Source organism: Streptomyces sp. NPDC111520, assembly GCF_055635295.1.
The window spans coordinates 357,451-381,521 of the sequence record NZ_JBVKBW010000008.1 but is presented as its reverse complement, the minus strand read 5'-3'; the positions used below and the strand labels follow the sequence as shown (position 1 = coordinate 381,521).

At 74.3% G+C, this 24,071-nt stretch carries 18 protein-coding genes; 5 read left to right on the top strand and 13 right to left on the bottom strand.

The window, feature by feature from the left end; translation table 11 throughout:
* Positions 1 to 97 precede the first annotated feature (97 nt).
* The 6 genes from ACZ7MY_RS21655 to ACZ7MY_RS21630 form a co-directional block, all read right to left on the bottom strand.
* Complete coding sequence (locus tag ACZ7MY_RS21655; RefSeq protein ID WP_499603753.1) at positions 98 to 3,868, bottom strand: lipopolysaccharide biosynthesis protein; 3,771 nt, start codon at positions 3,866 to 3,868, stop codon at positions 98 to 100.
* A complete protein-coding gene (locus ACZ7MY_RS21650; RefSeq protein WP_499603751.1) occupies positions 3,861 to 4,685 on the bottom strand; it encodes a polysaccharide deacetylase family protein in 825 nt (274 codons plus the stop codon). Before ACZ7MY_RS21650 ends, ACZ7MY_RS21655 begins: the two co-directional genes overlap by 8 nt.
* Before the next feature lie 52 nt (positions 4,686 to 4,737).
* Positions 4,738 to 5,700: a glycosyltransferase family 2 protein gene (locus ACZ7MY_RS21645; protein WP_499603749.1), complete on the bottom strand. Its 963-nt coding sequence runs from the start codon at positions 5,698 to 5,700 to the stop codon at positions 4,738 to 4,740.
* On the bottom strand, positions 5,697 to 6,494 hold the full coding sequence (locus tag ACZ7MY_RS21640) for a glycosyltransferase family 2 protein (RefSeq protein WP_499603748.1): 798 nt from the start codon (positions 6,492 to 6,494) through the stop codon (positions 5,697 to 5,699). Before ACZ7MY_RS21640 ends, ACZ7MY_RS21645 begins: the two co-directional genes overlap by 4 nt.
* A 413-nt stretch (positions 6,495 to 6,907) precedes the next feature.
* Positions 6,908 to 8,005, bottom strand: coding sequence for a GNAT family N-acetyltransferase (locus ACZ7MY_RS21635; protein WP_499603747.1), 1,098 nt, complete (start codon positions 8,003 to 8,005; stop codon positions 6,908 to 6,910).
* A 1-nt stretch (position 8,006) separates the two neighbouring features.
* Positions 8,007 to 8,333, bottom strand: a complete 327-nt coding sequence (locus ACZ7MY_RS21630) for a hypothetical protein (protein WP_499603746.1) — start codon at positions 8,331 to 8,333, stop codon at positions 8,007 to 8,009.
* Between the two features lie 460 nt (positions 8,334 to 8,793).
* Between ACZ7MY_RS21630 and ACZ7MY_RS21625 the strand changes: the two genes are divergently transcribed.
* Entirely contained in the window at positions 8,794 to 9,585 is a 792-nt protein-coding gene (locus tag ACZ7MY_RS21625; RefSeq protein ID WP_499603744.1) for an SGNH/GDSL hydrolase family protein, read from the top strand.
* Between the two features lie 104 nt (positions 9,586 to 9,689).
* Here ACZ7MY_RS21625 and ACZ7MY_RS21620 read toward each other — a convergent pair whose 3' ends face one another.
* The 4 genes from ACZ7MY_RS21620 to ACZ7MY_RS21605 all read right to left on the bottom strand — a co-directional run bounded on the left by ACZ7MY_RS21620 (position 9,690) and on the right by ACZ7MY_RS21605 (position 16,173).
* A complete protein-coding gene (locus ACZ7MY_RS21620) occupies positions 9,690 to 11,339 on the bottom strand; it encodes a serine/threonine-protein kinase (protein WP_499603743.1) in 1,650 nt (549 codons plus the stop codon).
* Between the two features lie 82 nt (positions 11,340 to 11,421).
* Positions 11,422 to 13,098 carry a nickel transporter gene (locus ACZ7MY_RS21615; RefSeq protein WP_499603741.1) on the bottom strand — a complete coding sequence of 559 codons (1,677 nt, stop codon included), beginning with the start codon at positions 13,096 to 13,098 and terminating at the stop codon, positions 11,422 to 11,424.
* Positions 13,095 to 14,450, bottom strand: coding sequence for a tetratricopeptide repeat protein (locus ACZ7MY_RS21610; RefSeq protein ID WP_499603739.1), 1,356 nt, complete (start codon positions 14,448 to 14,450; stop codon positions 13,095 to 13,097). Before ACZ7MY_RS21610 ends, ACZ7MY_RS21615 begins: the two co-directional genes overlap by 4 nt.
* A gap of 151 nt (positions 14,451 to 14,601) precedes the next feature.
* Positions 14,602 to 16,173 (bottom strand): DUF4331 domain-containing protein, encoded by a 1,572-nt coding sequence (locus ACZ7MY_RS21605; RefSeq protein WP_499603738.1) that lies wholly within the window; start codon positions 16,171 to 16,173, stop codon positions 14,602 to 14,604.
* Positions 16,174 to 16,348: 175 nt separating this feature from the next.
* Between ACZ7MY_RS21605 and ACZ7MY_RS21600 the strand changes: the two genes are divergently transcribed.
* Together ACZ7MY_RS21600 and ACZ7MY_RS21595 are read left to right on the top strand one after the other, a co-directional pair.
* Complete coding sequence (locus ACZ7MY_RS21600; RefSeq protein WP_499603736.1) at positions 16,349 to 17,143, top strand: anti-sigma factor; 795 nt, start codon at positions 16,349 to 16,351, stop codon at positions 17,141 to 17,143.
* Positions 17,144 to 17,258: 115 nt separating this feature from the next.
* Entirely contained in the window at positions 17,259 to 17,522 is a 264-nt protein-coding gene (locus tag ACZ7MY_RS21595; protein WP_499603734.1) for a hypothetical protein, read from the top strand.
* 125 nt (positions 17,523 to 17,647) lie between these two features.
* Here ACZ7MY_RS21595 and ACZ7MY_RS21590 read toward each other — a convergent pair whose 3' ends face one another.
* Genes ACZ7MY_RS21590 through hmgA form a run of 3 tightly spaced genes read right to left on the bottom strand, consistent with a single transcriptional unit; the run spans position 17,648 to position 20,978 of the window.
* Positions 17,648 to 18,880: a type ISP restriction/modification enzyme gene (locus tag ACZ7MY_RS21590; protein WP_499603732.1), complete on the bottom strand. Its 1,233-nt coding sequence runs from the start codon at positions 18,878 to 18,880 to the stop codon at positions 17,648 to 17,650.
* A gap of 14 nt (positions 18,881 to 18,894) precedes the next feature.
* Positions 18,895 to 19,656 carry a GntR family transcriptional regulator gene (locus ACZ7MY_RS21585; RefSeq protein ID WP_499603730.1) on the bottom strand — a complete coding sequence of 254 codons (762 nt, stop codon included), beginning with the start codon at positions 19,654 to 19,656 and terminating at the stop codon, positions 18,895 to 18,897.
* A complete protein-coding gene (hmgA, locus tag ACZ7MY_RS21580; RefSeq protein WP_499603728.1) occupies positions 19,653 to 20,978 on the bottom strand; it encodes a homogentisate 1,2-dioxygenase in 1,326 nt (441 codons plus the stop codon). The genes ACZ7MY_RS21585 and hmgA overlap by 4 nt, the downstream gene beginning before the upstream one ends.
* A gap of 66 nt (positions 20,979 to 21,044) precedes the next feature.
* Between hmgA and ACZ7MY_RS21575 the strand changes: the two genes are divergently transcribed.
* Together ACZ7MY_RS21575 and ACZ7MY_RS21570 are read left to right on the top strand one after the other, a co-directional pair.
* Positions 21,045 to 21,716, top strand: coding sequence for a TetR/AcrR family transcriptional regulator (locus ACZ7MY_RS21575; RefSeq protein WP_499603726.1), 672 nt, complete (start codon positions 21,045 to 21,047; stop codon positions 21,714 to 21,716).
* A 120-nt stretch (positions 21,717 to 21,836) separates the two neighbouring features.
* A complete protein-coding gene (locus tag ACZ7MY_RS21570) occupies positions 21,837 to 24,071 on the top strand; it encodes a molybdopterin-dependent oxidoreductase (protein WP_499603724.1) in 2,235 nt (744 codons plus the stop codon).

The window sequence follows — 24,071 nt, the reverse complement described above, 5'->3', positions numbered from 1 at the left end:
GCCACGACAACGCGGAGGCTCGGACGGGTGTTCCCCCGGGTGGCCACCCGACGAACCCCGGTGGCCCCCCGCCGGTACGGGCGGGGGGCCCGGCCGGTCACCGCAGGGTGAGGAACCGCTCGACCGTGGCCGCCAGGAACACCAGCAGCAGCGGCGCGGCCGCCAGCAACGAGATCCGCATGCCGCGCCGCCGCCGCGCCTCGGGCAGCGTGACCCGGGCCAGTTCGCGGGCGCCGAGCAGCACCAGCAGCGCCACCCCGGCCAGCACGCCCGCCGCCGTCCAGGCGTTCCAGGTCACGACCGGGAAGACGCGGCCGGGCCGTGGCTCCGGTACCGGCCAGTCGGCGGGCTGCTCCCGCAGCTCGTACAGCGTCGCGTCTGCGTCGCGCAGCACCGGCCGCAGCTCGGGGCGTCCGTCGAGGGAGCGCAGCAGCTTGTCCGGCCAGGTCGCCGAGAAGCCGGCGTCCAGCTGCAGGTAGGTGTTCTGCCCGCGCGACACCATCAGGTACGAGTTGGGCCCGGCGTCACGCAGTGCCTCGACCAGCGGACCGACCAGCACCGGATCGCGCGGCGCGAGTACCGGCACGTACGTCACGCGTTCCATGTCGCGGGCGTTCCACGGCAGGCTGGGCGTCACGTCCTCCACGGGGTCGGTACTGAGCCAGACCACCCGCGCGGTGGGCCGGTCGTGCTCGTAGACGTACTCCATGGCCGCGACCTCGCCCGTGCGGACCCGCTCGAAGGACTCGTTGCCCCAGCGCGCCACGAGGAAGCCCGCGATGAGCACCCAGCCGGCGAGCAGCGCCGCGACCGGCCCGCGCCACCCCCGGTCCGACGAGCTGCGCGGGAAGATCGCCAGCGCGCCGAGCACACAGGCACCGGGCAGGGCGAAGAGGAACACCCGCAGTGCCATCTCGCCGCCGTAGGACTGCATGCCGAAGCCGAGGAAGGGCACGAACAGCAGCACCAGCAGCGCCCGGTCGGCGAACCCCGCCCAGCGGCGGCGCAGCCAGCCCAGGACCGCCAGCGCCATGACCGCGCCCGCCAGCGCCACCCGCACGTAGAGCACCAGCTTGTGGACGGTGCTGCCGCCCTCGATGCGCCCGGAGACGCTGGAGGAGACGTTGCCGCCCAGCGAGCCCATGCCACCGAACAACTCGTCGAAGTGACCCGACCAGTACGGCTCGGCGACGAAGCAGATCCACCCGACCAGCAGCACCCCGCACAGCAGGGGCAGCCCGGCCGGCGTGGAACGGCGGACGAGGACCAGCACGGTCAGCACGCCGAGCATGACGAACGGGGTCAGCTGGTGGCTGACGACCGAGGCGGCGAACAGCCCGACCAGCAGCGCCAGCAGCAGCGCCCGGTCGCCCCGGCCCACCGTCGGCACGTCGGCCTCGCCCGGGATCAGCTTGCCCGCGGGCGGGCCGGCGGCGCGGAACCACACCAGGAGCACGGCGGCGAACATCAGGTACAGGAGGTGGTTGAGGGACTGCGGGGAGAAGTAGTCCTGCCCGACCCAGCCGCACAGCGCGAACAGCCACGCCGCGCACCACTTGGCCCGCCGGCCGGCCCGTACCGCGCGCAGCAGCAGCGCCAGCGGGGCCAGGGAGAGCAACTGGACGGCCAGCGGCCACCAGCGCAGCACCTCGGTGAGGTCGGTGACCCCGCAGGCCGAGGCGACGAGCGTGATCAGCGCGAAGAAGCCGGGCCACGAGAACCGGGCGTCCATGTCGGGCGCCGCGTCCCCGGTCCGGCCGATGTAGTCGATGAAACCCGCGTGCTGCCAGGCCGTCGCGAACCGCGGCTGTTCCTCCAGGACCGCGGGGACCGCGTGCAGCGACACCACGGTCGCCAGCAGAACGGCGGCCAGGAGCCACGGCCGGCGGCCGGGCAGCCACAGTCCGCAGACGAACGCCAGGACGAGCAGTGCCGCGCCGGCCAGCGTCGCGGGCGGCAGGACGGAGACCAGGCCGAGCCCGTTCATGGCGTCCAGCGAGGCGTCGTCCATGCCGCGCAGGGGCAGCCAGTACAGCCCGAGCGCGCACAGCAGCAGTCCCCACACGCCGAGTTCGAGCAGCAGGGTGCGCCCGCGCCGCCCCTCCTCCGGAGGCGGCTGCGCGGGCGGACCCGGTCTCCCCGGCCCGGCGGTCGAGGGCTCCGCGGTCCTCCGTGCCGGGGACGCGGGGAGCGCCGGGAGCGCTCGGGACGCCGTCGCGGACGCGGACGCCGGCTTGGACGCCGGCGCCGGCACGGCGGTGCCCTGCGGGGGCGTCACATAGGGGCGCCGCTCCGGATGGTCGAAGTCCATGCGCACGCCGAGCTGGAGCGTGTCGCTGTCCAGCGCCGCGGCGCGCGCCCAGCGCGTGCCGTAGACGATCTCCAGGTCCTCACCGGCGGCCGTGGTCTCCGCCGCGCGCGCCGCGTCGGCCGGGTCCGCGGCCTCGGTCGCCCCCGCGGTCTCCGCGGCTGCGGCCGGCTCCGGCGTGGGGACGGTGGACGCCGTGCCGGAGACCAGCCGCCGCAGCCCGACCAGCGAGACCAGCGCGATGACGACGAGGCTGCCCAGCTCGGCCCAGCCCGCGCCGGTGATGCCCAGCGGGCCCAGCAGCGCGAGGGTGAACCCCAGTACCAGGACGCACAGCAGCCCCTGGAGCACGGCGAGGAGGCCGGTCCGGCTCTGGGCGCGCAGGATGCCGAAGTACACCTCGATCAGCACCCGGGTCAGCGAGCAGAGCGCCAGCAGCCGCAGCAGCGGCGCGCCCTCGCGTGCGTAGCCCTCGCCGAAGACGCCGAGTATCTGCGGTGCGAAGACGACCATGAACAGGGCGATCGGGACCATGATCCTGGCCATCCGGCGCAGGGCGGCCCGGCAGTTCTCGGCGATCCGCGACGGGTCGTGCGCGCCCTCGACGGTCAGCGAGGCACCCATGTTGATCGCCAGCAGGTCGATCGTGCCGCCGATCGTCATCGTGATGTAGAAGTACGCGTTGTCCTCGGAGCTGATCTGCGAGGCCACGATCACCGGCACGAGGTAGACCACCGCGAGGGCGAAGAAAGAGCCGGTCGCGTCCCCCGCGACGAAGCGCCGCATCTCGCGCGGCCGGGGCGCGGCCGTGGTGCCCTCCGTCGCCTTGACGTGCCGGGGCACCAGCCGCCGGAAGACCAGCCAGCCGAGCGGGACGACCGACAGCGCGATCGCGGCGACCCACGAGACGAAGACGCCCGCGGTCGGCACGGCCGCGGCGATGCCCACCAGCAGCGCCAGCTTGGCCGCGGAGAAGACGGTGTTGCCCACCGGTACCCACACCGCGCTGCGCAGCCCGGTCAGTACCCCGTCCTGGAGGGTCAGCAGCGACCAGCCGACGACCGCCGCGAGGAAGCCGAGCCCGTTGACGGGGCCGTGCAGGAAGCGGTACGAGGGGCCCCAGAAGTCCAGGGTCAGCAGGAAGACCGCCGCGGCGAGCGCCACGACGGCCGAACTCCCCGCGTACGTACCGAAGATCAGCCGCCCGGTACGGCGCCCCGCGACGGGGATGAACCGGGCCAGCGCCCCGGTGAGCGTCACGGCGGTGAGCCCGGCGAGGAACTTCATCGCGGCGATCGCCGCCGAGCCCTGGCCGACCGCGTCCTCGGTGTAGTAGCGCGCGGCGACCAGCCAGTAGCCGAGGCCCAGCACCGCGGAGACGCCGGTGTTGAGCATCAGCGCGTACGCGTTGCGGAACAGCTGGTTGCCGCCGCGCTGGGCGGTCGTCCCCCCGTCCTCGCCCCCGTCGAGGGGGCCGCCGCCCGTGGCGGCGGGCGGCGGCGCGGCGGTGGCCCCGGGATCCGTGGTGGTCGTGCTCGTGGTGGCCGTCGTCTCAGACACGGGTCTCGTGCACCTTCCGCAGGCACCGCCGGGCTCTGCGGACCAGGGCGTACCCCTTGGTCAGCGCCCGGTCCTTGGCGAAGTCGCGGGCGACGGAGCGGCCCTCGACCAGCCGCTCGAACTCCTCGGTCCCCGTGCTCCGGCGCACGGTCACCCGGGCCAGCGCGTACGGCCCCTGGCGCCTGCGGTCCGCGAGGGTGTTGCCGACGGCGAGGGCGGAGGTGAACCCCGCGGAGCGCACGGCACGCCGTACGCGGCGGCTGGAGTAGCCGTACGGGTAGGCGAAGGAGAGCGGGGGAGCGCCCAGTTCGTCGCGCAGGACCTCCTTGCAGCGCAGCACCTCGGACCGCAGGCGTTCGTCGTCGAGCTGGTCCAGTTGGGGATGGGTGTGGCTGTGGCCGCCGATCTCCACGCCCGCGGCGTGCAGTTCGCGCACCTGCTCCCAGTCGAGCATGGTGTCGAGGGCGGCGCCCGCCACCTCGTACGGCCCGCGCAGCCAGCCGGTCGAGACGAAGAGGGTCGCCGGGAAGCCGAGGCCCTTCAGCACGGGGAGGGCGTGCCGGTGCACGCCCTCGTAGCCGTCGTCGAAGGTGATCAGCACGGGGCGGGGCGGCAGCGGCCGCCCCGCGCGCCACGCGTCGGCCAGCGCCGTGCTGCCGAGCGGGGTGAAGCCCCGCGCGGCGAGCAGCGCCATCTGCCCGGCGAAGGCGCCGGGCGTGACCGACAGCCCGCGCGTGGCGGGCGCGGGCGTGTCGGTGACGGCGTGGTACATCAGGATCGGCACGGGACCGGTCCCCTGCCCGGCCGGCTCGGTCATACGACGGCACCTCCCGGTGCGTTGTGGTCGGACGGGGACACGGCGGGCGGTCTCATGCCGGGCCGGCCTCCCCTCGGGTGCGGAACCGGGCGACGGCGTAGCCCGTCGCCGTCGTCGCGACGCCGGCGACGATGGCGCCGGCCCGGCCCGCGCCGCCCGGACGTCCGCGCAGGGCGTCGCGCAGCCCGCGGGCCGCGCCGGCGGGCAGGACGCGGGTGGCGTACCGCCGTTCGGTCGCGAGCCCGGCGTCCGTGCCGACGCTGCGGGTGACCAGGGCCTTGGACAGGCCCTCGGCGTAGCAGCGGGTGCGGAAGTAGCCGAAGCGCTCCCGGGCGGCGGGGACGCGGTGCCAGATCACGGCGCGGTCGTCGATGAGCAGCAGGCTGCCCGGCTTGGCCTGGGTGAGCCGGATGCAGAACTCGGTCTCCTCGCAGCCCAGCGGCCGCCGGTCGCCGTCCCGGCCGATGCCGGTGGCGAAGCCCCCGGCGATGTCGAAGGCGATCCGCCGGAACGAGGCGTTGCCGCCGAGCACGTTGCGCACCAGGGCGCGCCCGGCGGGCTGCCCGCGGTAGGAGGCGCCGACCACCCAGTCGAACTCCTCGGGGAACCAGCGCGGCCGGCGCCCGGAGGCCCACACCGGGCGGGTGCGCCCTCCGACGCCCATGACGGCCGGGTCCCGGTAGGCGTCGGCGAACCAGTGCAGCCAGTCGCGTTCGGCGACGGCGTCGTCGTCGAGGAAGGCGACGACCTCGCCCCGCGACGCGGCGATGCCGGTGTTGCGGCCCGCGGACAGGCCGCGGGGACCGGCGTTGGCGAGCACCCGCACGGCCGTGCCCTCGTAGTGGCCGGTCAGCCGGGCCAGCAGGACGGGGTTGTGGTCGACCACCAGCAGCACCTCGTGGGCCGGGAGGCGTTGCGCGTGCACCGAGGCGACCGCGGCGAGGATGTCCTCCCAGCGGTCCTCGGTGTACGCGCAGACGACCACGGACACCCGGAGGAGGTCCTCGTGGGTCACCGGGCCCCCTCGCGGCGGGCCGCCCGGCGCTCGGTCTTCTCCCGGAGGATGACCTTGAGGACCCGTAACCCGTCGCGGACCGCCCGCAGGTTGCTGGCGCCGTGGATGCGCACGTACTCGTGGCTGGGGATCTCCTGGACCTTCAGACCGGCCGTGACCACTCTGATGTTCATCAGGGTCTCCACCTCGAAGCCCGTGCAGTCCAGGGTGATCTTGTCCAGGCAGTGCCGCCAGAAGGCGTTGTACCCGTAGCACAGATCGGTGTAACGGGCTCCGAACTTGGCGTTGACGGCCGCGCACAGCACGCGGTTGCCCAGCTTGCGGATGGGCGTCATGTCGTCGGTGCCGCCGCCGTTGGCGAAGCGCGAGCCCTTGGCGAAGTCGGCCCCGGCGACCAGGGCGGAGACGTAGGAGACGATCTCGGAGCCGTCCGCCGACCCGTCGGCGTCGACCATGACGATGATCTCGCCGGTGCAGGCGGTGAAGCCGGCGATCAGCGCGTCGCCCTTGCCCTTGCCGGTCTGCGGGACGATCCGTACGTCGGGCCGCAGCTCGCGGGCGACGCGGACGGTGTCGTCGGTGGAGTTGCCGTCGACCAGGACCACTTCGTGGATCCAGGACGGCAGGGTGGCGAACACGTGCGGCAGGTTCTCCGCCTCGTTCATCGCCGGGATGACCACGCTGACCAGCGGAGCGATGGCCAGGTGCGTGGAGACCGGCGTGAAATGGTCCGGCGCCAGGACCGCGGCGGTCTGCGCCTGCCCGGTGGCTGCCGGGCGCAGGAAGGAGCTCATGAGTCGTGTTTCCCTCTCGTCCGGTGGGCCGCCCGCGCGGGCGGCCCTGTGGCGTGTCCGGTTCGAAAGGGGGGTTGGTCTCACCCCGCCCGGGACCCCGCGCATGGCGGGCATGTCGGTGTCCCGTGCGCAGGCCGGCCGGGTGAGCGGGCATGCGTGACCGGCCGCGCGGTTCGCGGCTCGGCACACGTGTGACGGTGACCGAGCACGGCACCCCCCTACCGCGCCCCGCGGTTGTCCTGTCGCGACTCTCTGGCCCTCCCCTTGAGCCGCTGTGCATGACAGGTCGCCGCGGGTGGATGTACGACAATATTGAGGATTGAGACCCTATGGCAATACCTGACAGAGTGAATGCCGTTTTAAGAAATTGCCATGGACTCGTCTGATTGATCATGCCTGTACGACAATGTCCGTTATTGAGCGCCGGCGCGCAACCGTCCCACACGCTTGAGGAATCGGTCCGCCGGCTCCCGCAACGCGGGCCGGGCCGTCACCGCGTTGCGCAGCGCGCGCACCGGCGCACGCCGGGCGCGGTGCCCGAGCGCGACCGGATGACGGCGGGTCACCCATCCCTCGGAGACCGTCAGGTCCCGCGTCTTGAGCGACTCCTTGTACTCCTTGTGCCCCCGCCCCAGGTCGAGTTGGGCCACTCCCTCGGCGGCCGCCCCCTCCGCCATCCGCAGGTGCAGCACCAGGCCCGGGGAGAACTTGGAGAACTCCGTGTCGTACGCCGGGAACCAGCAGGCGAGCACGGCGGGCGTGCGCATCCCGAAGTGCGCCGCGACCGGCCGGTCCCCCGCGTACAGCACCGAAAGCCGCCCGGCGAAGCCCTCGGTGCGGGTGTGGAACAGGTGCTCCACCAACTCGACGATCCACGGCCGCGCGAAGCGGTCGCTGCGCCCGGTTCTTCGGTACTGCGCCGACTTCCAGGCCATCAGCCGCCGCAGCGCGGCCACGTCGCGCTCGTCGTGGACGTAGCGCACCTCGCCCGCGTCCCGGCCGAGCCTGCGCTCCTTGGCGAGCGTGGTCCGCAGGAACTTGGGCGAGTGCGCCCGAAGATGGCCGAGATACGCCTCGTACCCGTGTTCCACGTCCATGACGGGCGAGGGGTACGTGCCGGTCGCCCCCTCCTCGAAGGGTTTCTGGCCCTCCATCAGGTGGTCGAACTCCCACAGGGCCAGGCCGCAGGCGCGCAGCAGTTCCCGCGCGTCCCACTGGAAGCCCGGCCGGTGTACGAGCCCCTGGCAGTCCGACAGCCCGAGCCCGACGGCCCGGCCCACGCCGGCCGCCGAGCGCTGGTACGGGAAGAAGGCCACCGGGACGCCGTCCTCGCGGACCACGGCGACGCGCACCCCCCGGTGGTGGTGGGCCACGGCCAGCGTGAACTCCGGTGACAGGAAGGGATTCCCCAGTTGCGGGCTGCCCGAGGCCACGGCCTGGTCCTGCACGCGGGTCCACTCCGCCCGGTCGGCGGCGGTGAGCTCGCCGGGGCGGTACACGGTGATGTCCACTTTACGGAGTCCGCCTTCTCTCGGCCCGGGCAAGGGAGCGCCGCAGCAGCGGCAGCAGGAACAGCGCGGCGCTCAGCGCCGCGACCACCGCGACACCACCGCGGACCGACCACATGTGCAGGGCGAGCATGCCCTGCGCCACCAGCAGGTCGATCACGATCGTGCCGCCGGCCGCCACCACCGCCCGGCTCAGCGGGTCGAGGGAGCGCAGTGCCCCGGCAAGCGCGGCCGCCGGGGCGGCCAGCAGGAAGAAGAAGGTGAACGGCGCCCGGACGGGCGAGGCGATGTCCGCGAGCGCGAGCACCGCGCCGACCCCGCCGACTCCCACGGCGGCGCCCGCGAGCAGGGGAAGTGATTCGTTGCCGGTCGGGTGACCGGATGCGTTGTCTCTACGCGTTGGTTGCATTGGCGACTTTGCCCCCCAAAACGCCGGATGCAGAAGTTCAATGTCGCTCAATTCGGGCGCGTGCGTCAAGGAAGGGGCGAACAGAAGCGGCCGCCGCGCCCGATGGGGTGACGGGCGCTCATGACGTGGGCGATTTCCGTCGAACAGTTCGGACGGCCGGGGTGTTGTGTTCGAGTGGCGTCGCGTTGGCGGCTCCCTTCGGGAGCGGGCCGACCGGGGGAGTGGGGTGCGGCGCCGGATGCGGCGTCACCTCCGGGTGCGCGCAGGGCGATCACGAGGTTCTTAGGAATGTCCATGCCAATAAATCTTGGCATGGACACTTCCCGAACGTGTTACTGCGCGGTACGAAAGACGCGGCAGAGATCCTGCTAAGGGAGGTTCCATGAGACTGTCCCGTTTCGTGTCAGCCGCATCCACACTTCTCCTTACCGCCACGATCGCCCTGTTCGGTACCGGTTCCGCCCACGCCGCCGGCCCCGTCTACGTGGCCCTGGGCGACTCCTACTCCGCCGGAGTCGGTTCCGGCAGCTACGACAGCTCGAGCGGCAGCTGCTACCGCAGCAGCAAGGCGTTCCCCCGGCTGTGGGCCAACACCCATAGCCCGTCCGGGTTCTCTTTCACCGCGTGTTCGGGAGCGACCACGACCGACGTGCTCAACAACCAGCTCGGTCCGCTCAACTCCTCGACGACCCTGGTCAGCATCAGCATCGGCGGCAACGACGCCGGCTTCGCCGACGTGATGACCACCTGCGTCCTCAGCTCCGACAGCACCTGCCTCAGCCGGATCAACCAGGCCAGGGACTTCGCCAACAACCAGCTGCCCGCGCGCCTCGACTCGGTCTACAACGCCATCAGCTCCCGTGCCCCCACGGCGCGTGTGGTCGTCCTCGGCTACCCGCGCTTCTACAAGCTGGGCACCACCTGCATCGGCCTCAGCGAGACCAAGCGCAGGGCCATCAACGACGCGGCCGACCTCCTGGACACCGTCACCGCCAAGCGCGCCGCCGACCACGGCTACACCTTCGCCGACGTCCGCGGCACCTTCACGGGGCACGAGCTCTGCTCGGGCTCGGCGTGGCTGCACAGCCTCACCCTCCCCGTCTACGAGTCCTACCACCCCACCGCCTCCGGCCAGTCCGGCGGCTACCTGCCGGTGTTCACCTCCGCCGCGTGACCCGCCGCACGGCGGCGCGCAGCACCCGGACGGCATGAGACGAGGGGTGCCGGGCCATCGCCCGGCACCCCTCGGCCGTGCCGCGGCGGTTCGGGGCGCCGGCCTCAGGGGGTCGGCGCCGTGCCGTCCGAACCGCTCGGCGACGGGCTCGGCTCCCGGCACGTGACCGTGAACGGGACGTGCCCGGACTCCGATTCCACCGGGCTCCGCACGGCGAACGCGACCCAGCCCTCGATCGTGCCGTCCGGCTCGTAGGACGGCACCGTGTACGTGACCGTACGGCTCTTCGCGCCCCCCGCGGGGAAGTCCAGGGTCTGCTCGCCGTGGTCGGAACCGCCGGCGCTCGACGTCCAGCGGTAGGTGACCGTCACCGGAGTGCGGTCGACCGTGACGACCGCCGAGAAGGACGGCGCCTGCTCCGCGGGCGGCGGACAGCTCCCGGTGTAGGTGTCGCGCACGGCCGACACCGTGACGTGGACGTTCACACGGGTCGGTGTGGCGGACGGCGCGGAGGAGTGCGGCGAGCCAGAACCGCCGCCGGCCGTCGCCTCGTAGCCGCTGGCCTCCGCGTCGTCCTCGTCCTCCGGCGAGCCCGTGGCGGACGGGGACGACCCGCCGCCCGGGGTCTCGCCGGCGGTGGTCGAGGGGCCGGAACCGCCCGGGTCCTCGTCGAACAGGGCGTAGGCCACGCCCCCGACGCCCAGCGCGAGGGCGAGCACGCCCGCCGTCATCGCCACCACCGCACGGCGCGGCCGGGCCCGCGGACCGTCCGCGGGCGGGGGACCGTACCCGGGGCCGACGGGCGTCGTCGGCCCGAGCGGTGTGGAGGAGACCGGGGTCGAGGAGACCGGGGCCGAGCGGACCGGTGTGCCGCCCGGCCCCGGCGCCGGCAGCGGGACGGCGGCCCGCGTGGTGGCGTACGCCGTTCCGGCCCCCGGCGGGGTGCGCCCGGCGGCGAGGGCGTCCAGCAGCCGCTGCGTCTCGTCGCCCGGGAGCCGGGCCGCCGGGTCCTTCTGCAGCAGCCCCGTGATCACCGGGGCGAGCGCTCCCGCCCTGCGGGGCGCGGGCAGTTCCTCGTCCACCACCGCGCGCATCGTGCTCAGCGCCGTCTCGCGGCGGAACGGCGAACCGCCCTCCACCGCCACGTACAGCAGCACCCCCAGCGACCACAGGTCCGACGCCGGGCCGGGACGGCGGCCCAGCGCCCGCTCGGGCGCCAGGTACTCGGGCGAGCCGACCAGTTCGCCGGTGCGGGTGATCGCCGAGGACCCCTCGATCATCGCGATGCCGAAGTCGGTGAGCACGACCCGCCCGTCGTTGCCGATGAGCACGTTGCCCGGCTTCACGTCGCGGTGCAGCACCCCGGCGGCATGACCGGCGCGCAGCGCCTGCAGCACCTTGCCGCCGACGCCCGCGGCGCGCCGGGGGTCCATGGGGCCCTCCGCGTCGAGGACGTCGTCGAGCGTCACGCCCCGCACGAGCTCCATGACGATCCACGGGCTGCCCTCGGCCATGGCCACGTCGTACACCTTGATGACGTTGGGGTGCTCGACCCGCGCCGCCGCGATCCCCTCCTGCTGCAGCCGGGCGTACAGCCGCTCGACCTCCCGGTCCTCCAGGCCCGGCGGGGCCTTGACCTCCTTGACGGCCACCTCGCGGCCCAGCAGTTCGTCCCGGGCCAGCCACACCACACCCATGCCGCCCCGGCCCAGCTCGCTGATCAGCCGGTAGCGCCCCGCCACGAGCCGTGTCATCGGCGTGTCCCCCCCTCGCTCCGCCCGCAGCCCAGCATGACCGAACTTCCTCCCCAACGGACCCTTTCGGCGGAAAGCTCCCTCAACCGGCCATCGCCAGCGACGCCCTGAGCACCAGGCCGCAGCCCAGCACCAGCACCACCGACGCCGTGACCAGCGGCGCGAGCCGCCGCGCCGCGGCGAACGACCGCCCCCGGGCCCGCAGTACGGACGCCTTCCCGGCCAGCCGCCCGAGCCGGACGACGGCGAAACCGGCGGCCGTGAGCGTGACCGCCAGGCCCGCGCCGTACGCCAGGACCAGCAGGAAGCCGAACCAGGCCTGGCCCAGCGCCGCGGCGCCCACCAGGACGACGACCGCGGAGGGGCTGGGGACGAGACCGCCCGCGAAGCCCAGCAGGACGGTGCCCCGCAGGGTGGGGCGCGGCTCGTGCGCGTGGACGTGGACGTGCGGATGCGGGTGGACGTGCACGGGGTGGACGGGGGCGGGGCGTTCGGCGGTGAGGACGGTGGCGGGCACGGCTTCTGCGGCGGTCCCGGGCGCGGACGCGGGCGCGGAGGTGGGCGGGGCGTGATGCGGGCGGCCGTGGTGGGGATGCCCGTGGTCGTGGTGAAGGTGCCCGTGGTCGTGCCCGTGGTCGTGCCCGTGGTCGTGTCCGTGCCCGTGGTCGTGATCGTGGGTCCGTCCCCGCAACCGCCACGCGCGGCGGAGCAGCGCCGCCCCTGCGCCGGCGACGAGCACGCCGCTCGCCACCCCCAGCCAGCCGATGACCGAGGGCGCCGCTGCCGAACCGGTCGTCACCAGCAGCCCGAGCGCGAACACCCCCATGGTGTGGGTGACCGTCACGGAGGCGCCCAGCGCGACCATGTCCCGGCGCGATCGCCGGCCCCCCGCCGCGGCCGCCGCGGCCATCAGCGTCTTGCCGTGCCCGGGCGCCAGCGCGTGCATCGCGCCGAGCGCCAGCGCCGTCAGGAGCGCCAGGGCGGCGAAGCCCGGGGTGAGCGCGTGCCGCGACACCAGGTCGGTGAGGGCCCGCGTCCAGCGGTCCGCGCCGCGCGGCAGCACACCGGCGGTGGCGGGGACGTCGTCCTCCGCCGCCAGGGCGGGGCCGCCGGGGGTCACCCGGAAAGCGGCCGCGCGGTCGTCGGCGGGCGAGGAGAGCAGGTCCTTCGGGTACGCGGTGAGCCGCCGCGACACCGACTCCGCCGGCACGTCGGCGCCGTGGAGCGTCGTGCGGTCGCCGCGCGCGGTGACCTCCCGCCAGCCCGGCCCCGTGGCGACGTCCGCCGGACGGTAGTCCAGGGACGCCGGCTCCCCGGACGGCAGCCGCGCCGTCATCCGGCACTCGACGCGCAGCGTCGTCAGTCCCGCCTGCCCCGGGCGCACGGCCGCCGTCGCCCGGCGCACCGCGACCGGTTCGCGCCGGCCGTCGACGGTCGCCCGCGCGCCCTTCGCGGCGGTGTCGCAGCGCCGCGCCGCCCAGTCCGCCAACTCGGTGCGGCCCAGCGCACGGTCGCCGTCCCGGTCGATCACGGGTACGGCCTGCGCCGCGGGGATTTCGGCGAGGTCCTCGACGTGGTCGATCCGCAGTACACCGGGGGCGGCGACCAGGCCGTCGTAGCGGTTGACGGTGAAGTTGCCGAGCGGATGCGCCTGGGCCTGCCCCGCGGGCAGCAGCGCGAGGGCCGCTCCGGCCGCCGCCGTGACCGCCGCGGCGGCCGTCCTGTGCCGGATCCTGCGCCGGATCCTGTGCCGGATCATGACGGGTCTCCTTCGATGCGGGCCAGCACACGGCGGGCGGCGGGGGCTGCGGTGGGCGAGAAGCCGGGGTTGAGCCGGAGTGCCGCGGTGAGGGAGGTCCTGGCCGCCTCGCGCCTGCCGAGGGCGGCCTCGATGACACCGCGGTGGTAGAGGAAGGCCGCGTTGCGGTAACCCGGCGCCGAGGAGCGCTCGGCGTACGGCAGGGCCTCGCGGTCGCGGCCGTTGACGTGCAGGGCCCAGGCGAGCGCGTCGGCGGTGTGGACCGTACGCCGGCGCGACCATTCGGCCCGTGCCGCCCGCAGCGCCTCCGCGGCGTCCCCGTGGTCGGCGGCGACCAGCGCCGCGTCCAGGTCGGTGGCGACGCCGTTCGCCCTGGCGAGGGCGATCCAGGTGCCGACGACCGCGTACTGCCGCGCCGCGCGCTCCTTCCGCCCCGCGGCCTCGTACAGCTCGCCCAGGGCGGCCAGTTGCGCCGGCAGCGGGTAGCGGTCGACGACCGTGCCCAGGTCGCGCAGGGCCTTCTCGCGGTCGCCGAGGGCCTCGTGGGTACGGCCGAGGCCCTCGACCGCCGGCAGGTATCCGGGGTCGGCGCGCAGCGCGGTGGCGAAGTGCCGCAGCGCGTCCGGGTAGTGGCCCTGGCTCCAGGCGAGCTGGCCGAGCGCGGTGGCGACGTAGGCGGTGTCGCCCGGGGTCGCGGCCGAGTCCAGGGCGCGGGTCAGGATGCGGCGGGCACCGGCGGTGTCGCCGCGCAGTTCGTGGACGTAGGCGAGACGGGTGAAGACCGGGATGCCGGGGCGCACCGCGTCGGCGTGCTCGGCGGCGCGCAGCGCCTCGTCGTAGCGGCCGAGTTCGACCAGGGCGTCGACCCGTACGGCGAGGGCCCGCTCGGCGTAGGGGTTCACCTTCAGCGCCCGGTCCGCCTCGGCGAGGGCGGTACGGAAGTCGTGCCGGGCGGCGGCGAGCGCGGCACGCCCGGCGAGCGCGGCGTCGTTGCCGTGCGAGGAGATTCGCAGCGAGCGGCTGAAGGCCGCCTGGGCCTGCGGGTAGCGGGTCGGGTCGCCGCTGGTCCTGGCCTGCTCGACGTATGCGGCGCCGAGCGCGGCCCACCCCGCGGCGTCCTTGGGCTGGGCCCGCAGGTGCGTCTGCAGGGCCGCGATGCCGCCCCCGAGGTCGCCCTCGGCGAGGCGGTCCAGCGGGGCGTCGGCGGCGGGCGCCGCGGCCCGCGCGCCGTCCCGCGGGGCGGAGGGCCCGCCGAGGACCAGCGCGCCGGCGGTGAGCGCCAGCGCGAGGCCCAGCACCAGCGCCGCGTACAGGGCGGCGGCGCGCAGTCGGCCCGGGGCCGGTACGTCCATGGCTGCTGCCTTTCGGGAGGATGGGGTGGGGCCCGGCCGGGGCGCTTGCGGTGCGCCCCGGCCGGGTGCCGTGCGGTGTGCTTCCGCCGGGTTCACCGGGCCCGGCGGATCGACGGGCCGGTGTGCCTTCGGACGGGCGGCGGACCGGGCCTCAGGCCCGGCCGTGCGCCCCGCGGCCGGCGGGGCGGCGGCGCGTCCGCCACCACAGCAGCGCCGCCCCGACCAGCAGCACGCCCGCGCCGCCGGAGGCCGCGGAGGCGATCAGCACGGTGTTGTCGTCGTCACCGCCGCCGGAGAGCAGGCCGCTCCCATTGAGTTGTGTGACCCCGTTGGACTGCGCCGAGTTGGTGGCCGGCTTGGCCAGCGGGCCGTCCGAGCCCGAGGCGGGCAGGGCCACGTACGGGAAGCCGGCGCCGAAGGCCTGGTCGTTGGCGTTGACGGCGTCGCCCAGGTCGTTCTTCGACCCGACCAGTTCGCCCTCCACCACCTGCAGTGCGATGTCGACGACGTCGTCACCGAGCCTGCGGCCGTTCGGGAAGCCCGCGTTGTCGCCGTCCAGGACGCCGAGCCGCTTGGGCGCGGCGGCCGGCGGGACGGCCGTGTTGAGCCGCAGCATCTCCGACGGGCGGACGTGCGGCGGCTGGTTGAGCCCGGGCACCCCCGTCAGGAACACCTGGACGAGGTCGTCGCGCGGGGTGGCCGGGGCCTTGATCTTGTAGATGCCCTCGATGAGCTTCGGCAGTTCGGGGTGCGTCACGTTCTTCAGGAACTGGGCGTCGTTCCAGGGCGAGGAGGCGTTGAACCGGTCCTTGTCCTTGAGCGGATTGACCACCTCGTTGACCAGCGGCATGCCGAGCCGGGACACCTGCGCCCAGTCGCCGTTCGCGGTCCGCCGCTGCGTGGTGGACCAGATGCCGACGACGGGCTGCTTCGCCGACTTGCGGATCGCGGCCGTCGGGACCTGCAGGGCTATGGTGTTGACGTTGTAGCCCTTGAGGGTGTCGTCGCCGACCTCGGAGAGGTTGCCGCCGTAGAGCAGGTCGAAGACCCGCAGGTCCAGGAAGAACGGGTCGTCGGCCTGGCCGGCGAAGGCCTTGGTGCCGCGGCCGAGGTCCTTGACGGCCTGCCGGCGCAGTACGTCGTAGTCGGGCATGGAGGCCTTGCCGACGTTCGACGGCGCGACCGGCACGTCGTTCGCGACCTTGTAGCGGCCGGTGACCTGCTGGTCGTGCAGCCGGAACAGGTCGATGTCGTAGGTCTGGCGGAAGTTCAGGTCCGGGTCGTCGAGGCTGGTGACCGGGCCGGTGTTGTAGAGGAACGTCTTCTTGTTGCGGACGTGGTCCTGGAACGTCCACCGGTAGAGGTAGTCGCCCTGGGCGTCGCCGTCGTTGTCGATGTGGATGTCGTACTGGGCGTCGTCGGCGAACTTGTAGAAGTTCGGGCCGCCGGCCGGGTCCTGGAACGGGATCCAGTTGGCCACCAGGGTGGTGGTGTCCGGGCGGTCGGGGCTGACGAACGCGTAGACGTCCGTGGTGTCGTACTGCGGCTGCCCCGAGATCAGCGGTGCCTCCCGGTGGCTGGACGCCTGCGCCGTCCCCGGCTCCAGTCCGGTGACGCCCACGGTGGCGAGTCCCCCCGCGGCCACGGCGCCCGCGGCGAGCAGGGCGATCGTGCGCGATCGCCCGAACCGGGCCCTGAGCCTGCTCCTGCTGTGTGCGGTCATCGCGTCGGTCCTTCGCGAGTCTGGCCCCTCCCCCTTGGAAGAGGTCCTGCGTGGGTTGTTCGGGGCCGTTCGGACGGCGGATTGGCGGACCGGGGTGAATTTGTGTCACAGGGTTGTAACGTGATAAAGGCCCGGCCGGTCGGTGCGCGCACCGCGGAGGGAAGCGGGGCGACCCATGAGAGGTTCCGTGCACGAACTGGCCGCGGCGTACGCGCTCGACACCCTCGCGCCGCGGGAACTGCGCCGTTTCGAACGGCACCTGATGCGCTGCGACGCGTGCGCGGACCGGGTGCGGCGGCTCGCCGGGGACACCGTCCGGCTCGGCGCCGGGGGCTCCGCCGTGTCGGCGCCGCTGCCCTTGGCGCGCCTGACGGTGCCGTCCGCGGTGGTCCCGCCACCGATCAGCGCCGGGCCGGACGGCGCGGACGCCCCCGAGGAAGCGCCGCAGGGACGGTGGTGGGAGGCGTGGCGCCGGCCGCCCACGACCCGTCTGGCCGTGGCGGGCGCCGGGGCGGCCCTCCTCGTCTGTGCGGTGCTGGGCGGCCTGCTGGTGTGGACCGCCGCGCAGTTGGACCGCGTACGGGGTGACACACGCGCGGTGAACGAGGTCCTGACGGCCGCCGACGCCCGCCCCGTCTACTCCAGCGACGACCACGGGCGGGGGGTGTCCGCCGTCGTGTCGCGGGACCTGCGGCGCGCCGTGGTGACCGTCCACGGGCTGCCGCCGCTGGAGGGGCGCGAGGTCTACCAGTTGTGGCTGGTGAGCGAACGCCCGGCGTCCTTCCGCTCCCTCGCGGTGCTGGGCGCCGATCCGGCGGCGGGCGGCACGTCCGGTCCGTTCGTCACCGACGGGCTCGACGAGTGGTCGTACGCCTTCACCGTGACGGTTGAGCCGACTGGCGGATCCGCGGTTCCGACCTCGGATGCCGTCGTCCAACTGCCGCTGCTCGCACTGGGTATCGGCTCGTGACGTCAACCCCCTTGACGGGAAGGTGAATCCGGGAACGCGGATGCATAGGTGACGCCGCAGGACGATAGGGTTACCCTGCCCGGTGCCGGGTGCCCTCGAACGGGTGGGGAGTGTCATGGATCAGATAGCAATGCGGAGCAGGCCGCGAGTGCCTGCCATCACGTGTGGGAGCAGCGCGTCCAGTGCGCGCCTCGACCGTCATCTCTCGGTGCTGGCCGGCCCTGCCGTGCCGCAGCAGGAGGCGGAGGAGGCCACGCTGTTGATGCGCGAGCTGACCTCGCGCGACCACGTGCGCGCGAACGCCAACCGCGGGGCGCGTGTATCGCTGTTCGCGCCACTGCGGCGACTGCGTCGTTCCCTCTTCGGCAGCCGCGGCTGACCGGAGGCGTTCTCGGCGTTCCTTCAGCGGACAGGCTCGGGCGCAGTACACCGTCCCGGCACCGCGCTGCGTCAAGCGGCGCGTCGGTGTACTCCGTCCGGGCCTGTTGTCATGTCGACTTGTGGTCACAGCAGGGCGAATTGCCCGTCCGGTCCCTCTTCGTGGTGATCCAGCACGGAGGCCGGGCGGCGCGCGGATTCCGGCACCGGAAGGACGCGCGCCGCGCGCAGCTCGGCGGCGCCGATCCGCGGGCCGGCCGCCACCCGGGCGGCGAGCGCACGGCGTGACGGCCGCGCCTCGGCCAGCAGCGCCAGCACACTGATCAGCTCCAGCAGCTCGGTCGTCCTGGCCCGCGGCCAGGCGGCGGGCCGGACCGCGTCGAGGCCCTCCGCCGGCCCGTCGGGGATCCGCCGCTCGAACCAGGTCTCCAGCACCCGCGTCCCCCCGGCGTGGAACTCCCACACCGCCTCCGGCACCGGCGACACCCGCCCGCTCCCCAGCACCAGCGCCTCTTCCCGCGGGTCGTACGACGGCGCCTCCCGCGGCACGTCGGGCAGCGCCGCCCGTACGTAGGGGCGCCGGCCGCCCGGCAGCCGGGGATGCCCGGCGGGGCGCTCCCGCGCCGGATCGGAGCAGCGGGCGCCCCGGGTGTGCAGCCACAGCAGACGGCGCCCCAGCGCGACCCCCTCCGCCCACAGCGCCGGATCCGCGGTGAGCGGGACCTCGACGGGCGAGCCCGTGGCGAGCGCCGCGATCCAGGCGAGCACGTCCTGGGCGGCGACCGGGGTGCCCAGCCGTTCGGAGAGGCGGTCCAGCAGGCCCGGCGCCAGATTGGGGTCCGCGCCGCCGGGGCGGCGGAACAACGGACGTACGCGGCCCGGCCGGCCGGCGGGGGAGTGGCCGTCCGGGAGCAGCGCGGAGAAGCCCAGCGGCGGCCCGGGGACCTGGGGCAGCCGCGCCAGCTCCACCGCGTACAGCTGGTGGTCCTCGTCGGCGACCCGCCACAGCTCGGGGCGGGCGGCGTCGATCAGCCGCTGGTCGGGGATGAGCCACTGCTGGTCGTAGGGCCCGTGCAGCACCCGCACCGGCTCCGCGCACGGGCCCTCCGCCCGCTCCAGGCGGGTGGTGGGCGCCGGGTGGCCCGGCAGCTGGGCGACGGCGGTGTGCGGGGTGCGTGCCCGGGTCGGGCGGAACAGCCGCTCGCGCTCGGCGGCTCCGGCCTCCAGCAGCCGGTCCCAGCGCGCGGTGAGGGTCGCCGCCTCCGGGGCCATGACCCAGCTCCGCCCCAGGCGCAGGGGCGGTACGGACCACGGCATCAGGTCGGCCAGCGTCGGCGATTCATCGCTCACCGTGAGCATGCTACTGAGGCCCCTCAGGGTGCCTCCATGGTCACCGTGAAGGAGAAGCGGTCGCCCCGGTAGTGGATGCGGACCACGTCGACCGTGCGGCCGGTGTCGTCGTAGGTCACCCCCGTGTAGTGCAGGATCGGGCTGAGCAGGGGCACCTGCAACAGCCGGGCGGTGTCCGGGTCGGCCAGCCGCGCCTCGACGGTGTCCGTGATGCGGCTGATCCGGACCCCGAGGGCGTCCCGGAGCACCTTCGTCATCGGCCAGCGCGCCAGGTCCGCCAGGTCTATCCGGGCCGCCAGTTCCGGCAGGACGAAGTTCTCCGCCCAGTTGGTGGGCTCACCCGACTCGTCGCAGCGCAGCCGGCGGTAGGCGACGGTGTCCGCCAGCCCGGGGAAGTACTCGGCGTACTCCGGCGGCACGGGCGACGGGCCGTGGCTGAGCACGCTGGTGCGCTCCCCGGACTGCTGGGCCACGATCGCGTCGACCGAGCCCAGCAGCCGCACCGGCGCCCCGCGCAGCGCGGCGGGCTCGATGAACGTGCCGCGCCGCCGGCGGCGGCTGATCAGGCCCTCCTCCTCGAGCTCCTTCAGCGCCTGCCGCATCGTGAGCACGCTGACGCCGTAGTGGCCCGCCAGCGCGTCCTCCGTCGGCAGCCGCAGCGGGGCGTCCGGACGACGGCCGAGTATGGAGGCGCGCAGGGACTGCGAGACCTGGTACCACAGCGGGAGCTTGCGGTTCAGGACCAGCGAGTCGGGGGCGAAGGTGCTGCTCGGGCTCGTCGTCATGGCCTGAAGTGTCGCTCAAGCCCCCGCCACACGCCGTCGTAGTCCCGCTGCAGGTGCCCGGCCGTCATGGCCTCCGGTGTCGCCACCACCGGCCAGCGCGTCTCGAACATGAAGGCCAGCCCGTCGTCCACCTTCTGCGGGACCAGTTCGGCGGCGCTCGCCCGGTCGAAGGTCGTCCGGTCCGGGCCGTGCGCCGACATCATGTTGTGCAGCGAGGCCCCGCCGGGCACGAAGCCCTCCGCCTTGGCGTCGTACGCGCCCTCGACGAGCCCCATGAACTCGCTCATCACGTTCCGGTGGAAGTACGGCGGACGGAAGGTGTCCTCGCCGACCAGCCAGCGCGGGGCGAAGACCACGAAGTCGGCGTTGGCCAGGCCCGGGGTGTCGGAGGGCGAGGTCAGCACGGTGTAGATCGACGGGTCCGGGTGGTCGTAGCTGACGCTGCCCAGCACGTTGAAACGCCTGAGGTCGTACACGTACGGCACCAGGTTGCCGTGCCAGCCGACGACGTCGAGGGGGGAGTGGCCGTACTCGGCGGCCCACAGGTTGCCGCCGAACTTGTTCACCACCTCCACCGGCTCCTCGCGGTCCTCGTACGCCGCGACCGGCGCCATGAAGTCCCGCGCGTTGGCCAGGCCGTTGGCGCCGATCGGGCCGAGGTCGGGCAGCCGGAAGTGCTGGCCGTAGTTCTCGCACACGTAGCCGCGCGCCTCGCCGTCCGGCAGCTCGACGCGGAAGCGCACCCCGCGCGGGACCAGCGCGACGTGGCCCGGAGCGGCGGCCAGGACGCCGAACTCCGTGCGCAGCAGCAGCCGGCCGCGCTGCGGCACGATCAGCAGCTCGCCGTCGGAGGAGGAGAACACCCGGCCGTCCATGGAGCGGTTGGCCGCGTACCAGTGGATGCCGATGCCCTCGCGGCGCAGCACGTCACCGTTGCCGCCGACGGTGACCAGGCCGTCCACGAAGTCGGCCGGCTCCTGCGGCAGCGGCAGCGGGCTCCAGCGCAGCCGGTTGGGATCGGGCTCGGCCGTGAAGGGGGCGCTGCGCAGCCGCCCGTTGTCGATCCGGCGGAACGGCGGGTGGGCCGCCGAGGGGCGGATGCGGTACAGCCACGAACGGCGGTTGTGATGCCGCGGCTCGGTGAAGGCCGTGCCGCTGAGCTGCTCCGCGTACAGGCCGAGCGGGGCGCGCTGCGGCGAGTTGCGGCCGGCCGGAACCGCTCCGGGGACGGCCTCGCTCGTGTGCTCGTTGCCGAATCCGGGGAGGTAGGCGAGGTCCTTGCCGTCCTGGATCTCTGTGCTGGCGATCTCTGTGCTGGTCACGATTCCTATGGTTGTCCATAGGAATCAACCCCGCAAGGGATCGGCCGGTCCCTGTGGAAAACCGGCATGATGGACCCCGTGCACAGCAGCGGCAACGGTCTCCGGCGCGTCCCCGTCCAGCAGCGCAGCGCCGAACGCTTCGCCCGGATCCTCGACGCGGCCGCGGCGATCCTCGACGAGGGCGGTTACGACGAGCTGAGCACGCGGGCCGTGGCCGCCCGCGCGGGTGTGCCGATCGGCTCGGTCTACCGCTTCTTCTCCAACAAGCGCGCGATGGCCGACGCCCTCGCCCGGCGCAACCTCGACAAGTACCTCGCCGGGGTCACGGACCGCCTCGACGCCCTCGGCGCGGCCGACGGCGGCGCGGCCGACGGCGGCGCGGCCGACTGGCGCCTGCTGATCGACGTCGTCGTCGACCAGTACGTCGCGATGCGCCGCAGCGTGCCGGGCTTCGCCCTCGTCAGCTTCGCCGGCCCGGCACCCGGCCCCGCCGTGAACGACCTGGCCAACCACCTCGTGGCCGACCGGCTGAGGTCGCTGCTCATCGCCCCGCTCGGCGCGGCGGGCGTGGCCGTGACCGACGACCGGCGGTTGCGCACCGCCTTCGTGGTGGGCGTGGAGGCCGCGGACGCGCTGCTCAAGATGGCCTTCCGCGCCGACCCGCAGGGCGAGGCCGCCCTCATCGCGGAGACGAAGGAACTGCTCCGCGCCTACCTGGCCGGGGTCCTGGAGCCGTAGGCCGTGTCGCGTTCCCGCGGCGGCCTCCCGCGAGGGCCGTCCCCGCGAACGCTATCCCGACATGCATACCGGTCGGTATGGTGACCGCACACGAGGAAGCGCCCTGCCCCGGGAGGCCCGATGGCCAGCAGTCGTACCGCCCTGCGTATCTGTCCGCTGTGCGAGGCAACCTGCGGACTGACCCTGACCATCGACGGAGACCGGGTCACCGGCGCCCGCGGCGACCGTGACGACGTCTTCAGCGCGGGCTTCGTCTGCCCCAAGGGCGCCTCCTTCGGCGAGGTCGACGGCGACCCCGACCGGCTCACCCGCCCGCTCGTACGCCGCGACGGCGTGCTCGCCGAAGCGACCTGGGCCGAGGCGTACGCCGCCGTCGCCGAGGGCGCCGCCCGCGTCCGCGAGACCCACGGCGCCCACGCGACCGGCGTCTACCTGGGCAACCCCAACGTCCACACCATCGCCGGCGGCCTCTACCCGCCGGCCGTCGTCCGCGCCCTCGGCACCCGCGCGCTGTTCTCGGCCAGCACCCTGGACCAGATGCCCAAACAGGCGGCGTGCGGCCACCTCTACGGGGACGCGCTCGCCGTCCCCGTGCCCGACCTGGACCGCACCGACCACCTCGTCGTCATCGGCGGCAACCCCCTGGTCTCCAACGGCAGCCTCGCCACCGCCGCCGACTTCCCCGGCAAGCTCAAGGCGCTGCGTCGCCGCGGCGGCCGGCTGACCGTCATCGACCCCAAGCGCACCCGCACCGCCGAACTCGCCGATCTCCACATCGCCCCGCGCCCCGGCACCGACGCCGCGCTGCTCTTCGCCGTCGTCCACGTGCTGTTCGAGGAGGGGTTGACCGGCCTCGGCCACCTCGAAGGGCAGGTCACCGGCGTCGACGAGGTCCGCGCCCTGGCCCGCGACTTCGGCCCCGAGACCGTCGCCCCGTACTGCGACGTCCCCGCCGAGCGGATCCGCACCCTCGCCCGCGACCTGGCCGCCGCCCCCAGTGCCGCCGTCTACGGGCGCCTGGGCAGCACCGCCGTACGCTTCGGCACCCTCGCCAGCTGGCTGATCGACGTCCTCAACATCCTCACCGGCAACCTCGACCGGCCCGGCGGCGCGATGTTCCCGCTGCCCGCCACCGCCCGCGCCCCGCGGCCGGCCGGACCCGGCCGCGGCTTCACCACCGGCCGCTGGCGCAGCCGGGTCTCCGGCCACCCCGAGGTCGCCTCCGAACTGCCCGCCGCCGCCCTCGCCGAGGAGATCGACACCCCCGGCGAAGGCCGGATCCGCGCCCTGGTCACCATCGCGGGCAACCCCGTGCTGTCCGCCCCCGACGGCGCCCGCCTCGACCGGGCCCTGGCGGGCCTGGACTTCATGGTCAGCGTCGACCCGTACCTCAACGAGACCACCCGCCACGCGCACGTCGTCCTGCCGCCGCCCCCGCCCTCCCGCAGCGCGCACTACGACCTCGCGTTCGGCAACTTCTCCGTGCGCAACAACGCCCGCTACAGCCCGCCCGCGATCCCGCTGGAGGACGGCAGGCCCGGCGAACCCGAGATCCTCGCCCGGCTCGCCCTCGTCCTCGGCGGCTCCGCCCCGGACGCCGACCCCGCGACCGTCGACGAACAGGCCGTCGCCCACCGCCTGGCCAAGGAGACCGCCGACCCGCACTCCGCCGTCCACGGCCGCGACCCCGCGGAACTGGCCGCGACGCTCACCGGGGACACCGGCTACGAGCGGCGGCTCGACATGATGCTGCGGCTCGGCCCGTACGGCGACGGCTTCGGCACCGCCCCCGGCGGCCTCAGCCTGCGCCGCCTCCTCGACCACCCCCACGGCATCGACCTCGGGCCGCTGCGCCCGCGCGTCCCCGAGGTGCTGCGCACCGTCTCCGGCGCGATCGAACTCGCGCCCGCGCCGCTCACCGCCGACGTGCCCCGGCTGCTGGCGGCGGTCACCGGCCGGTCCGCGGACGGGCTGGTCCTCATCGGCCGCCGCCACCTGCGCTCCAACAACAGCTGGATGCACAACGTGCCCGCGCTCACCGGCGGGAGCAACCGCTGCACCCTCCAGGTGCACCCCGAGGACGCCACCCGGCTCGGCCTCACCGACGCGGCGCGCGCCCGCATCAAGGGCGACGGCGGCGAGATCGAGGCCCCGGTCGAGGTCACGGACGCGGTGCGACCGGGCGTGGTGAGCCTGCCGCACGGCTGGGGCCACGACCGCGCCGGCACCCGGCTGACGGTCGCCACCCGCGAACCGGGGGCCAACCTCAACCAGTTGCTCGACGGCACCCTGCTCGACCCGCTGTCGGGCACGGCCGTCCTCAACGGATTCCCCGTCCAGGTCGCCCCGGCGTGA